The following is a 13,832-nucleotide window of genomic DNA, read 5'->3' on the forward strand; positions in this document are numbered from 1 at the left end:
CGCTCAGTCGCCGCTCTTCTTGTAGACCACGAAGTCCAGGTTCGACGTGTAGAGCGCACCGGTGACGAGCGCGCCCGCCCGGGTCATGAACCAGGCGTAGCGTCCCTCGCTGGTGCGCACGCACACCCGCGCCCCCGGCACGAGGCTGCCGATCACGACCTGGCTGACCCAGCGGTCCTCGGGCAGCGCGGTGCACGCGGCCAGCGACGGGGTGTCGGCGCTGAGCAGCAGCGCGAACTTGGCGCCGTTGGCGGCGCTGACGCCGATCGCGCCCGCGGTGGCATCGGCGCCGGCGGCCTGCTTGATGCCGCTGTCGAAGTCGTACGCCTCGTCGGCCTGGCCGGCCAGGACCACGAACTGGGCCGTGCCCGCCCGGAGGATCGCCGTGCTGGGCGGCGCGGCCGGGACCGTCGTCTCCGCGCTCGCGCCCGCGCTCCCGGCCAGGCTCGGCCCGGCGCTCGTCTGCGCGCTCGCCGTCGTGGCGGCGCTCGGCCGCGAGCTGCCGCTGCCGACGACGACGGGCAGCGCCGGCTCGGTCGTGGGACCCGGCGCGGCGACGGTCTCGGTCAGGTCCTTGTTGTCGGGTTTCGTCTCACGCGTGGCCAGGACGCCCCCGACGGCCGCGATCACCAGCACGACGAGGCCGATGATCAGCACGCCGATCCGCCCCGCGCGCGAGGGTTGCGGCTCCGCCTCCGGCACCGGCGCCGGCTCGGGTGCGAGCTGCGTCGCCGGCTCCGCCGCCGTCTCCGCCGCCGTCTCCTCGGCCTTCGGCGGCGCGGGCTGCCGCGGCACGATCGCGTAGGCCGACGTGGGCCAGCCCGAGCCGCCGTCCAGCGGCGAGTCCGACATCCAGCCGCGCCGGCTCTTCGGCTTGGGCGGCGGTGGCGACCCGTTGACCTGGTCCTGGCCGTTCTCCGGCTGCATGCGGCGCGTCCTTCTGGTCCCTGGCAATTGTGCGGTTGCCCGGGAGAGTATCGCTGAACGGCCACGGCGCGCGCCACGGCGGAACGGACCGACTAACGAGCCATCATCTGCGCGACCGCGGTGGCGCCGCTGGCCGTATACCAGCCGCTCACGGCCAGCATGCCCAGCACCGCGGCCGCGACCAGGAACGCCCAGCCGTCGGAGGTCGTGCGCCAGCGTGGGTTGACGCGGCGATGGCGCGGGCGGCGCGCGGGCCGGCGACCCGACGGCGCCGTACCGTTACCCTGCGTGATGAAACCAGCCCAATCGCGGTGCGCGAGGCCCGGCCGGCCCAGGCTGTGTCGCCCCACTGTCATGATCTTCCCCCATGATCTTCCGCTTGAGTCGGAAGGTATCTTGACAATCCTCACAATGCGTGCAGCACACGCCGTCCGGACCCCGGCGGGGCGCCGCGATTCACCTTCGGGTGTGATGGCGTCATGAAGATGATCGGGCTGACGGGCGGCATCGGCAGCGGCAAGAGCGCGGTGGCGTCGCGGCTGGCGGCGCTCGGCGCGGTGATCATCGACTCCGACCGGCTGGCCCGCGAGGTGCTCGAGCCGGGGACGCCGGGCCTCGCCGCGGTCGTCGAGGCGTTCGGGGCCGGGGTGCTGGACGCGTCCGGGGCGCTGGACCGCCCGGCGCTGGGCCGCATCGTCTTCGCGGACCCATCGGCGCGGCGGCGGCTCGAGGAGATCACCCATCCGCTCGTGCGGCAACGGTCGGCCGAGCTGGTGGCGGCGGCACCCGCGGGCTCGATCGTCGTCAACGACGTGCCGCTGCTCGTCGAGAAGGGCATGACCGGGTTGTACTCCCTTGTCGTGATCGTCTTCGCGTCGCTGGACACGCGCCTCGACCGGCTCGTGCGCATCCGGGGCATGGCGCGCGACGAGGCCATGGCGCGGATCGCGGCGCAGGCCACCGACGAGCAGCGGCGGGCGGTGGCGGACATCGCCATCGAGAACGACGGCTCCGTCGCGGACCTGGACCGGGCCGTGGCCGCGGCCTGGGAACGGATTCTGGCCGCCTAGGCGCCCGCGGCTAGGCTCGCCCGGGCATGGACCCGGGACGTCCAGGCGCCCGCGGCTGGGCTCGCCCGGGCATGGACCCGGGACGTCCAGGCGCCCGCGGCTGGGCTCGCCCGGGCATGGACCCGGGACGTCCAGGCGCTCGCGGCGGCCGGTCGCGCGTGGCGCGATCCCACCTCGGTGCGCTCGCCGGCCGTGACGGGCCAGGGCTGCAACCGGGCGCCGGGAGGGCCTGCGTGATGGGCGGGCCGGCTCTCCGGTCGGCCGCCGCGAGCGGCCTACGGCATCTACGGTAGACCGGTGATGTTCCCCACACAATCGCCGGGTTGAATACGTCCGGCCACCGAGGGCGAGGACCCGGAAAGTGTCATACCCCCCGCGTACGGTTGGGGGCATGGCGCTCGACATCCCACGCTTGGACCGCCGTTTCGAGGTGGTCAGCGAATATAAACCCTCCGGCGACCAGCCCGCGGCGATCGACGCCCTCGCCAAGCGGGTGCGGGGCGGCGACCGGCACACGGTGCTGCTCGGCGCGACCGGCACCGGCAAGAGCGCGACGACGGCCTGGCTCGTGGAGCGGCTGCAGCGCCCGACGCTGGTGCTCGCGCACAACAAGACCCTGGCCGCGCAGCTGGCCAAGGAGTTCCGCGACCTGATGCCGCACAACGCGGTCGAATACTTCGTCAGCTACTACGACTACTACCAGCCCGAGGCCTACATCCCGCAGACCGACACCTACATCGAGAAGGACTCCTCGATCAACGAGGAGGTCGAGCGGCTGCGGCACTCGGCCACGATGAGCCTGCTGACCCGGCGCGACGTCATCGTGGTCGCGACCGTGTCGGCGATCTACGGCCTTGGCACGCCGGAGGAATACCTCGACCGCGCGGCGAAGGTCAGCGTCGGCGAGGAGATCGACCGGGACAAGCTGCTGCGGCGGCTCGTCGATATTCAGTACACGCGCAACGACCTGGCGTTCAACCGCGGCACCTTCCGGGTGCGGGGCGACACGCTGGAGATCATCCCGGCCTACGAGGAGCTCGCGATCCGCATCGAGTTCTTCGGCGACGAGATCGAGCGCCTCTCCTACCTGCACCCGCTGACCGGCGACGAGATCCGCCAGACCGACCAGCTGCTGATCTTCCCGGCGACGCACTACGCGGCCGGGCCGGAGCGCATGGAGCGGGCGATCGCCGCCATCGAGGTGGAGCTCGAGGAGCGCCTCGCCGAGCTCGACCGGGAGGGCAAGCTGCTCGAGGCCCAGCGGCTGCGGATGCGCACGACCTACGACATCGAGATGATGCGGCAGGTCGGGTTCTGCAACGGCATCGAGAACTACTCCCGGCACATCGACGGGCGCGAGGCCGGCAGCCCGCCGCACTGCCTGCTCGACTACTTCCCGGACGACTTCCTGACCGTCATCGACGAGTCGCACGCGACGGTTCCGCAGATCGGCGGCATGTATGAGGGCGACGCCTCCCGCAAGCGGACCCTCGTCGAGCACGGGTTCCGGCTGCCCAGCGCCCAGGACAACCGGCCGCTGCGCTTCGACGAGTTCGAGGAGCGGGTGGGGCAGACGGTCTACCTGTCGGCGACCCCGGGGCCGTGGGAGCTGGGCAAGACCCAGGGCGAGTTCGTCGAGCAGGTGATCCGCCCGACCGGCCTGATCGACCCCGAGGTGGTGCTCAAGCCGACCAAGGGCCAGATCGACGACCTCATGCACGAGATCAAGCTGCGCACCGAGCGCGACGAGCGGGTGCTGGTCACGACGCTGACGAAGAAGATGGCCGAGGACCTCACGGACTACCTGCTCGAACACGGCATCCGGGTGCGCTACCTGCACTCCGAGGTCGACACGCTGCGCCGGGTCGAGCTGCTGCGCGAGCTGCGCCGCGGCGAGTTCGACGTGCTGGTCGGCATCAACCTGCTCCGCGAGGGGCTCGACCTGCCCGAGGTGAGCCTGGTCGCGATCCTCGACGCCGACAAGGAGGGGTTCCTGCGCTCGGGCACGAGCCTCATCCAGACCATCGGCCGCGCGGCGCGCAACGTGTCCGGGCAGGTGCACATGTATGCCGACAAGATGACGCCGTCGATGGCCCTCGCGATCGACGAGACCAACCGGCGGCGGGAGAAGCAGCAGGCGTACAACAAGGCCAACGGCATCGACCCGCAGCCGCTGCGCAAGAAGCTCGGCGACATCCTCGACGACATCTACCGCGAGGCCGAGGACACCGCCGGCGCCGTCTCCGGCCACGGCCCGGGCGGCGCGGTGGTCATCGGCGGCGGCCGCCAGATGAGCCGCGGCAAGTCCCCGGAGAACACCCGCGCCCGCCAGAAGGGCGGCGGCACGAAGGGCACGGCGGCGGCGTCCGGCGCTCCCGCCGCTCCGGCCCGCGCCGGCATGGCCCGCGCCGAGCTCGCGACCCTCATCCAGGACCTGAACGACCAGATGCTGGGCGCGGCGCGCGAGCTGCAGTTCGAGCTCGCGGCACGCCTGCGCGACGAGGTCGCCGAACTGAAGAAGGAGCTACGCGCCATGGACGTGGCCGGCGTGAAGTAGCCACTGAGCACCGACGACGTCGTCTACCACCGGCCCGGCTGTCCGCCGATCGATCGCCGGGCCGCCCGCGCAGCGCCACGTGCGCGGGCCGCCCGGCTCCGGCCACCCTGCAACCCCGCGCCTCCCAGCGCGCGCCCACCGACCGCCGGCGCCGGCCAGCGGCCTGGCCGCCCGGCCACGGGTCGCCGGAGCGCGACCCGCTGGCGCGCAGCAGCGCCCGTCCCCGATCCGGCACGGCGGCACTCCAGGCGGCTTCTCGCTCGCACCTCACCGCTCGCAGGCCGCCCCCAGACGCCTTCGTGCGCGCCCGATCCGCCGCCCCGGCGCTCCAGGCGGCTTCTCGCTCGCACCTCACCGCCCGCAGGCCGCCCCCAGACGCCTTCCGGCGCGCCCGATCCGCCGCCCCGGCGCTCCAGGCGGCTTCTCGCTCGCACCTCACCGCCCGCAGGCCGCCCCCAGACGCCTTCCGGCGCGCCCGATCCGCCGCCCCGGCGCTCCAGGCGGCTTCTCGCTCGCACCTCACCGCCCGCAGGCCGCCCCCAGACGCCTTCCGGCGCGCCCGATCCGCCGCCCCGGCGCTCCAGGCGATTCTTGGTCGCATCTCACCGGTCGCAGGCCGCCCACCGCGCTTCGCGCGTGTCTCAGGCGCCTTCCTGCGCGCCCGATCCGCCGCCGCGGCGCTCCCTGCCGTCCCCGCTCGAAGCACATCATCGCCACGTCTCGCATGGGGCACGGGACAACGCGACCGCCGGCAGGCCCGCGTGACCCTCAGCAACCGGCCACCGATGATCTCCAACGCCGCTCGCTGAGGTATCCCAGCGCGCCCGATCCGCCGACCGCGCCGCTTCTTGCCGCCCTGCTCACAACTCACCGTCGGCAGGCCGCCGCAGGCGCCTCCAGCGCGCCCGGCCCCGGGCCCGATCCACGCCGCTCCTTGCCGTCCCCGCTCACAACTCACCGTCGGCAGACCGCACGACCACATCTCGCTCGCAGCCCAGGGCACCGCCGCGAACACGAACATGGGCCCCACAACCACCGGCCAGAACCCTCTGTGACTGACGCGTCGCCAACGGTTGTGCGACGCTCATCCCGCGCCCGCGCACGCCGCGGCAACGCCTCAGGCTCAGCGACGCCGTCCGGCGGCCGACTGCGCACACGCGGATCGAAACAGCACGATCCGAGCGCCGCTCAGGCCGCCCTCGACGGTCCACGGCCGAGCCCGCGTCCCTCCGAGTCCCCGGGCGACGTGTGCAACGACACCGCCCGGCGACCGACTGCGCACACGCGGATCGAAACAGCACGATCCGAGCGCCGCTCAGGCCGCCCTCGACGGTCCACGGCCGAGCCCGCGTCCCTCTGGATCCCCGGGCAACGTGTGCAACAACACCGCCCGGCGACGATCCGAGCGGCGCTCAGGTCGCCCTTGACGGTCCACGGCCGAGCCCATGTCTCTCTGAGTCCCGGGCGACGTGTGCAGCGAAAAGTCGGGCGCTTCGCGCCGCGACTTTTCGGATTTATGCCCCGTCGGGCGATAAGGCCGACATCGAGGTATTCGTAGCGCTGGAAACGGGAAAGCCCCGGCTCCTCTGCAGGAGCCGGGGCTTCTCGGTGTTGCTAGGGCTTGCTGCGGGTCAGCTCTTGCCGCCGGCGAGCTTCTCGCGCAGGGCGGCCAGGGCCTCGTCCGTGGCCAGGGTGCCCGAGGGCTCCTCCGGCGCGCGGGTCGCGGTCGGCGTCGACGAGGAGACCGAGCCACCCTGCGGGGCGGCCGCGGCCGGCTCGGCGGTCGCGTCGGCCTGGCGGGCCGTCTGGACCTGCTTGGTGTGGGCCTCCCAGCGCTGACGCGCCTCGGCGTACTGCTGCTCCCACGCCTCGCGCTGCTTCTCGAAGCCCGGCATCCACTCGGCGGTCTCCGGGTCGAAGCCCTCCGGGTAGATGTAGTTGCCCTGCTCGTCGTAGGTCGCCGACATGCCGTAGAGGGTCGGGTCGAAGTGCTCCTCGCCCTCGACGAAGCCCTCGTTGGCCTGCTTGAGCGACAGCGAGATCCGGCGACGCTCGAGGTCGATGTCGATGACCTTGACCATGACGTCCGAGCCGACCTGCACGACCTGCTCCGGGATCTCCACGTGGCGCTCGGCCAGCTCGGAGATGTGCACCAGGCCCTCGATGCCGTCGTCCACGCGGACGAACGCACCGAACGGGACGAGCTTGGTGACCTTACCCGGCACAATCTGCTGGATCGCGTGGGTGCGGGCGAACTGACGCCACGGGTCCTCCTGGGTCGCCTTCAGCGACAGGGAGACGCGCTCGCGGTCCAGATCGACGTCGAGGACCTCGACCTCCACCTCCTGGCCGACCTCGACCACCTCGGACGGGTGATCGATGTGCTTCCAGGACAGCTCGGAGACGTGGACCAGACCGTCGACACCACCGAGGTCGACGAAGGCACCGAAGTTGACGATCGAGGACACGACGCCCTTGCGGACCTGGCCCTTCTGCAGCTTGTGCAGGAACTCGGTCCGGACCTCGGACTGGGTCTGCTCGAGGTAGGCCCGGCGGGACAGCACCACGTTGTTGCGGTTCTTGTCCAGCTCGATGATCTTGGCCTCGAGCTCCCGGCCGACATACGGCTGCAGGTCGCGCACCCGGCGCATCTCGACGAGGGAGGCCGGCAGGAAGCCGCGCAGGCCGATGTCGAGGATGAGACCACCCTTGACGACCTCGATGACGGAGCCGCGGACGACGCCGTCGTCCTCCTTGATCTTCTCGATCGTGCCCCAAGCGCGCTCGTACTGCGCACGCTTCTTCGACAGGATCAGACGGCCTTCCTTGTCCTCCTTCTGGAGAACGAGGGCCTCGATGTGGTCACCGACCGACACGACCTCAGCAGGGTCGACATCGTGCTTGATCGACAGCTCGCGCGAGGGGATGACACCCTCGGTCTTGTAGCCGATGTCGAGCAGGACCTCGTCCCGGTCGACCTTGACGACGGTGCCTTCGACGATGTCGCCGTCATTGAAGTACTTGATGGTCTCATCGATCGCGGCGAGGAACGCCTCCTCGGAACCGAGGTCGTCGATGGTGACCTTGTTGCTGCTGGCGCTCGAGGTGGCCTCGATGCTGCTCGTCATGTGGGCTGTTGCTCCGGTCGGTGGATTACCTGGTGAACCTGCGCGCTCCCGCGGACCCGTCGTCGGGCACAACCGGCCTGTCGCAGTGCAGGATCAGTGCATTGGAAGCTCAGGATGTGTTCGGCGACCGTGAGCCTGCTCCATGCCGAGGCGCACAAACCCACGAGTGCACCGATCAGCCTACCCTGCGCCATACCACATGGTCCAACCCTCCCCCATACCCGATCTGCCGAGTTTCGCAGGGCCTACCGTTGCTCCCCATGGAATCGTCACCTGACGCAGGCGTCACACGACGCGCCGTGAGCCCCGCCGAGAGCCGGAGGGCGAGCCGGCGCTGGTGGGACGCCGACGCCGACGACTACCAGGCGGAACATGGTTCCTTCCTGGGCGACGCCGACTTCGTGTGGTGCCCCGAGGGCCTGCGCGAGGCCGACGCGCGCCTGCTCGGCGACGTCAGGGGCCGGAAAGTCCTCGAGATCGGCTGCGGAGCGGCCTCCTGCTCGCGCTGGCTGAAGACCCAGGGGGCCGAGGTCGTCGCGTCCGACCTCTCCGCCGGCATGCTTCGCCACGCGGCCGCCGGAGCCACCCGATCGGGCGTACACGTCCCACTCCTGCAGGCCGACGCCACCGCGCTGCCGTTCGCCGAGGGCGCATTCGACATCGTGTGCACGGCCTTCGGCGCCGTCCCCTTCGTGGCGGACTCGTCCCGCGTGATGCGCGAGGTGTACCGCGTCCTGCGCCCCGGCGGCCGCTGGGCCTTCTCGATCACCCACCCGATGCGCTGGGTCTTCCTAGACGACCCGGGTGAGGGCGGCCTGGTCGCCGTGCACTCGTACTTCGACCGCCGCGCGTACGTTGAGGAGGACGAACGACACGTCCCGACCTATGTGGAGCAGCACCGGACCCTGGGCGACCGCATCCGGGAACTGGTGACCGCCGGGTTCGTCCTGAATGACCTGATCGAACCGGAATGGCCGCACGACCACGACAAGACCTGGGGCCAGTGGAGCCCGCTGCGGGGACGGATCTTCCCCGGCACGGCGATCTTCATAGCGACGAAGCCCACGAAATCATGAAATGTCCGAAAAGTCGCGGCGCGAAGCGCCCGACTTTTCGGCAAACCCCACGACCCGGGACAACCTCACGACCCGGAGCAAACCCACGATCCGCGGCAAACCCCGCGATTCGGGCCAACCCCGCCAGTCGGGGGCAAATTTCGCGACCCGCGACAAGCCCTGCGCCCGGAGCAAGCTTTACGGCCCGAAGCAAGCTTTACAGCCCCGGGAACCCCGCAACTCCGGCTAACCTCGCAAGCCACGCAAGTCGCGCAGCCCCGGCAAAACCCTCAGCATAGGAAAGCCTCCGCAAAAGGATTTCAGGCGCAGATGGGCCGCGGCAACGGCGAACCCCCGGCTCGGTCGGAGGGCGCATAGCAACCGCGCCCGGCCGATCACGCCGCAGTGCCAGACGAACGCCCCGGTCCGATCACAGCGGAGTGCGAGCGGCGGCGCCGGAGCGTTGCGGGCGGCGCACACCGAACCACGCAGCCGAGTGCACCGCAGCGTCAGACGAACGCCCCGGTCCGATCACAGCGGAGTGCGGGCGGCGGCGCCGGAGCGTTGCGGGCGGCGCACACCGAACCACGCAGCCGAGTGCACCGCAGCGTCAGACGAACGCCGCGGCCCGATCACAACGGAGTGAGGCGGCGCCGGAGCGTTCGGACGGCGCACATGAACCACACGCAGCCGAGTGCGCCGCAGTGTCGGACGGACACTGCGGCGTACAGAGACGGACCGCGCGGCCCTGCGGCTGGGAGGCGGGCCGAGGGGCAAGGCGGCCCGGCACCCAGGAGCGCAGCAAGGCTCGGACTCAGTGGTCGGCGGCGTTCCAGTCGGAGCCGATGCCGACCGAGACGCCGAGTGGCACGTCGAGCGGATAGGCGCCGCCCATCGCCTCGCGCACGAGGGCCTCCAGCGGCTCGCGCTCCCCCGCGGCCACCTCGAACACCAGCTCGTCGTGGACCTGCAGGAGCATCCTCGAGCGCAGGCCGGACGTGCGCAGGGCCTCGTCCACGCGCAGCATCGCGACCTTGATGATGTCCGCGGCCGAGCCCTGAATCGGGGCGTTGAGCGCCATGCGCTCGGCCATCTCGCGGCGCTGGCGGTTGTCGCTGTTGAGATCGGGCAGGTAGCGGCGGCGGCCCAGCACCGTCTCCGTGTATCCGTCCCGGCGGGCCTGCGCGACGATCGAGCGCAGGTAGTCGCGGACCCCGCCGAACGTGGCGAAGTATTCCTCCATGAGCACCGTCGCCTCGGCCGGCGTGATGCCGAGCTGGGTGCCGAGCCCGTAGGAGGACAGGCCGTAGGCGAGGCCGTAGTTCATCGCCTTGATCTTGCGGCGCTGGTCGGGCACGACCTCGGCGACGGGCACGGAGAAGACCGAGGACGCGGTCGCGGCGTGGAAGTCGAAGCCGGAGTTGAACGCCTCGATGAGCGCGGCGTCCTTGGACAGGTGCGCCATGATGCGCATCTCGATCTGGCTGTAGTCCGCGGTCAGCAGCGTCTCGAAGCCCTCGCCCACGACGAAGGCGCGGCGGATGCGCCGGCCCTCCTCGGTGCGGATCGGGATGTTCTGCAGGTTGGGGTCGGTGCTGGAGAGGCGACCGGTGGCCGCGACGGTCTGGTAGTAGGTCGTGTGGATGCGACCGTCGTCGCTGATCGACTTGAGCAGCCCGTCGACGGTGGTCTTGAGCTTGGCGACGTCGCGGTGGCGCAGCAGGTGCTCCAGGAGCGGGTGCTCGGTCTGGGCGAACAGGCTCTGCAGCGCGTCGGCGTCGGTCGTATACCCCGTCTTGATCTTCTTCGTCTTGGGCAGCCCGAGCTCGTTGAACAGGATCTCCTGCAGCTGCTTGGGCGAGCCCAGGTTGAACTCCCGCCCGATCACGCCGTAGGCGGCCTGGGCGGCGCCCTTCACCCCGCCGGCGAACTGCGCCTCGAGCTCGCTGAGGTATTCGGTGTCGGCCGCGATCCCGGCCCGCTCCATCTCGGCGAGCACGTAGACGAGCGGCAGCTCGACCTCGGCCAGCAGGCGGGCCGAGGAGCCGCCGTCGCGGCGCAGCTCCTCGCCGATCGCCTCGGCGAGGTCGAGGGTGGCCCGGGCCCGGAGCATGAGATTCTCCTCGGCCTCGCCGGTGTTGCCGCCGAGGCCCTCCAGGGTCAGCTGCCCGCTCTCGGGGGCGTCGACGCGCAGCTCGCGCTTGAGATAGCGCAGGGCGAGGTCGTTGAGGTCGTAGGAGCGCTGGTCCGGCCGGGCGAGGTAGGCCTCGAGCGCGGTGTCGCTCACCACGCCGGCCAGCTCGCCCCAGCCGCGGGCCTGCAACGCGAGGCGGGCGGGCTTCACGTCGTGCACGACCTTGGGCCGGTCGGCGGCGGCGAGCCACGCGCCGACCGCGGCGTCGTCGGCCGCGTCGAGCTCGGTCGGGTCGAACCAGGCCGCGGGGCCGCCGGCGACGGCGAGCCCGATGCCGGTGAGCGAGCCGGTGCCGCGGCCGAACTTGCCGGCGACGGCGACGCCGGTGCGCACCCCGGCCGGGGCGTGCCGCTCGAGCCAGGCGCCGACGCCGCCGCGCAGCACCTCGCCCTCGAGGTCGAAGCCGGACTCGGCCTCGGGCTCGACCGCGTCGAGGTACTGATACAGCCGGTCCCGCAGCACCCGGAACTCCAGCGAGTCGAAGATCTGGTGCACGGCCTCGCGGTCCCAGCCCCGCCAGCGCAGGTCCTCGGGCGCCAGCGGCAGCTCCAAGTGGTCGACGAGGTGGTTGAGCTCGTAGTTGCGCATGACGTCGGCGAGGTGGGCCCGCACGTTCTCGCCGGCCTTGCCCTTGATCTCGTCGACCCGCGCGATGATCCCGTCGAGGCCGCCGAACTGCACGATCCACTTGGCCGCGGTCTTGTCGCCGACCCCGGGCACCCCGGAGAGGTTGTCGCTGTCCTCGCCCACGAGCGCGGCCTTGTCCCGGTACTGCGACGGCGGGATCCCGTATTTCTCCTCGACCCGCGCCGGGGTCATGCGGTCCATCTCGGTGACGCCGCGCTTGAGGTAGAGCACGGTGACGTTGTCGCTGACGAGCTGGAACGCGTCGCGGTCGCCGGTGATGATCGAGGTCGGCAGGCCCTGCTCGCTGGCCTGCCGGGCGAGCGTGGCGATCACGTCGTCGGCCTCGTAGCCCGGCTTCTCCACGAACGGGATGCGCAGCGCGTTGAGGACCTCCTTGATGAGGTTCACCTGGCCGGAGAACTCGGGCTTGGACGCTGAGCGGTTGGCCTTGTACTCCGCGTATTTCTCCAGCCGGAACGTCTGGCGCGACACGTCGAACGCCACCGCGATGTGCGTGGGCTGCTCGTCCCGCAGCATGTTGATCAGCATCGACGTGAAGCCGAAGACGGCGTTGGTCACCTGGCCCGTCGCCGTGGAGAAGTTCTCCGCGGGCAGGGCGAAGAACGCCCGGTAGGCGAGCGAGTGCCCGTCGAGCAGCAACAGCCTGGAGTCAGTCGAACCCGTCACACCACCGAGCCTAGTCGTGGGGTATGACAAAAAACCGCCCAGCCCCTCGGGGCGTTTCACGCCGAATGTCCGATTCACCCGCCGGGCGCGCTTGCCGGGAAGCCTTGCCGGAACGCCGGAACGAAAACCCCGGACAAAGCGATTCGCGTTGCGGTTGCGAACAGGAAGATTACGACTGCGCAACTTCCTTGGGCGTGTTGGGCCGAAGGCCTAGTGCGGCGGGGGCACTGTCATTAGGTTGAGCCCTCATCAGCGTCTTGGCATCTAGGCGCAACCACGCCTACCGCGCTGTTAAAAAGGAGACAGGTGATGATCCGCCCCAATCTCGGATGGCGCTCCGTCGCCGTGCTGAGCGCCGCCTGCCTGGCGCTCAGCGCGTGTGGTGACAACAAGGCCGACAGTCCCTCGACGGGCGCCACCAGCGGCGGCGCCGCCGCGGCCGGTGACGGTGTGCTCAAGATCGGCACGATCCTGCCGCAGACCGGCTCTCTGGCCTTCCTCGGCCCGCCGGAGTTCGCCGGCGTCGACGTGGCCATCAAGGAGATCAACGACAACGGCGGCGTGCTCGGCAAGCCGGTGCAGATCACCCACATGGACTCGGGCGACACCTCCACGGACATCGCCACTCAGTCGGTGAACAAGCTGCTCACGGACAAGACCGACGTCATCATCGGCGCCGCGTCGTCCTCCGTCTCGCTGTCCGTCATCGACAAGATCACGGGCGCCGGGGTCGTGGAGATCTCGCCGGCGAACACCTCGACGGCGTTCACCACCTACAACGACCACGGCCTCTACTTCCGCACCGCGCCCCCGGACACCCTCCAGGGCCGCGTGCTGGGCGACCTGATCCTCCAGGACGGCAACGCGAACGTCGGCATGCTGGTCCTCAACGACTCCTACGGCACCGGCCTCGCCGAGAACGCCAAGAAGCAGATCGAGGGCGGCGGCGGCAAGGTCGTCGCGTCGGTGACCTACGACCCGAAGGCCGCGGACTTCAGCGGTGAGGTCAGCCAGATCAAGGCGGCCAACCCGGACGCGATCGCGATCATCGGCTTCGACGAGACCAAGAAGATCGTCCCCAAGCTGGTCGAGCAGGGCCTGAAGAGCAAGAAGTGGTACTTCGTGGACGGCAACGTCGCCGACTACTCGAAGGACTTCCCGGCCGGCACGCTGACCGGCTACAAGGGCACCCAGCCCGGCGCCGAGGCCAAGGCCGACTTCAAGCAGCGCCTCCTCGCCGCGAACAAGGACCTGAAGGACTTCAACTACGCCGTTGAGTCCTACGACGCGACCATCCTCGCGGCCCTGGCCGCCGAGGAGGCCGGCAGCGACAGCCCGGCCGAGATCGCCAAGCACCTCACCACCGTCTCCAAGGGCGGCGAGAAGTGCACCACCTACAAGCAGTGCGTCGACCTGATCAAGGCCAAGAAGGACATCGACTACGACGGCCTCTCCGGCCCGATCTCCTTCAACGACGCCGGTGACCCGGCCGAGGCCACCATCGGTGTCTACACCTACGGCCCGGACAACAAGCTCCTCCCGGACGTGAAGTACCAGACCGGCAAGATCTGAGTCTGACGGCTCCGA

At 70.6% G+C, this 13,832-nt stretch carries 7 protein-coding genes and 1 pseudogene; 4 read left to right on the forward strand and 4 right to left on the reverse strand.

Annotated features, from left to right (window positions below; translation table 11 throughout):
- Window positions 1–3 precede the first annotated feature (3 nt).
- Window positions 4–927 (reverse strand): hypothetical protein, encoded by a 924-nt coding sequence (locus ACQP2P_RS36140; protein WP_433608660.1) that lies wholly within the window; start codon window positions 925–927, stop codon window positions 4–6.
- A gap of 92 nt (window positions 928–1,019) precedes the next feature.
- Window positions 1,020–1,283 (reverse strand): hypothetical protein, encoded by a 264-nt coding sequence (locus ACQP2P_RS36145; protein WP_433608662.1) that lies wholly within the window; start codon window positions 1,281–1,283, stop codon window positions 1,020–1,022.
- Between the two features lie 123 nt (window positions 1,284–1,406).
- Between ACQP2P_RS36145 and coaE the strand changes: the two are divergent.
- Window positions 1,407–1,988, forward strand: a pseudogene (gene coaE / locus ACQP2P_RS36150) (dephospho-CoA kinase); the annotation flags it as partial.
- 400 nt (window positions 1,989–2,388) lie between these two features.
- On the forward strand, window positions 2,389–4,554 hold the full coding sequence (gene uvrB / locus ACQP2P_RS36155; protein ID WP_433608664.1) for an excinuclease ABC subunit UvrB: 2,166 nt from the start codon (window positions 2,389–2,391) through the stop codon (window positions 4,552–4,554).
- Between the two features lie 1,631 nt (window positions 4,555–6,185).
- On the opposite strand, the gene rpsA is transcribed toward uvrB, so the two are convergent.
- Window positions 6,186–7,682, reverse strand: a complete 1,497-nt coding sequence (rpsA, locus tag ACQP2P_RS36160) for a 30S ribosomal protein S1 (RefSeq protein ID WP_433608666.1) — start codon at window positions 7,680–7,682, stop codon at window positions 6,186–6,188.
- 260 nt (window positions 7,683–7,942) lie between these two features.
- Here rpsA and ACQP2P_RS36165 point away from each other — a divergent pair, with 260 nt between their 5' ends.
- A complete protein-coding gene (locus ACQP2P_RS36165; RefSeq protein ID WP_433608668.1) occupies window positions 7,943–8,758 on the forward strand; it encodes a class I SAM-dependent methyltransferase in 816 nt (271 codons plus the stop codon).
- 793 nt (window positions 8,759–9,551) lie between these two features.
- Here the strand turns inward: ACQP2P_RS36165 and polA are convergent.
- Window positions 9,552–12,245, reverse strand: a complete 2,694-nt coding sequence (polA, locus tag ACQP2P_RS36170) for a DNA polymerase I (protein ID WP_433608670.1) — start codon at window positions 12,243–12,245, stop codon at window positions 9,552–9,554.
- Window positions 12,246–12,554: 309 nt separating this feature from the next.
- On the opposite strand from polA, the gene ACQP2P_RS36175 reads away from it, so the two are divergent.
- Window positions 12,555–13,817, forward strand: a complete 1,263-nt coding sequence (locus ACQP2P_RS36175; protein ID WP_433608672.1) for an ABC transporter substrate-binding protein — start codon at window positions 12,555–12,557, stop codon at window positions 13,815–13,817.
- Window positions 13,818–13,832 lie beyond the last annotated feature (15 nt).

The sequence above is a fragment of the Dactylosporangium sp. CA-139114 genome (assembly GCF_050955725.1).
Taxonomy (GTDB): Bacteria; Actinomycetota; Actinomycetes; order Mycobacteriales; family Micromonosporaceae; genus Dactylosporangium.

Bases quoted from the DNA above. Each gene is read 5' to 3' on its own strand.
- ACQP2P_RS36140 (WP_433608660.1), bottom strand. From the start codon at position 927: ATGCAGCCGGAGAACGGCCAGGACCAGGTCAACGGGTCGCCACCGCCG.
- ACQP2P_RS36145 (WP_433608662.1), bottom strand. From the start codon at position 1,283: ATGACAGTGGGGCGACACAGCCTGGGCCGGCCGGGCCTCGCGCACCGC.
- uvrB (WP_433608664.1), top strand. From the start codon at position 2,389: ATGGCGCTCGACATCCCACGCTTGGACCGCCGTTTCGAGGTGGTCAGC.
- rpsA (WP_433608666.1), bottom strand. From the start codon at position 7,682: ATGACGAGCAGCATCGAGGCCACCTCGAGCGCCAGCAGCAACAAGGTC.
- ACQP2P_RS36165 (WP_433608668.1), top strand. From the start codon at position 7,943: ATGGAATCGTCACCTGACGCAGGCGTCACACGACGCGCCGTGAGCCCC.
- ACQP2P_RS36175 (WP_433608672.1), top strand. From the start codon at position 12,555: ATGATCCGCCCCAATCTCGGATGGCGCTCCGTCGCCGTGCTGAGCGCC.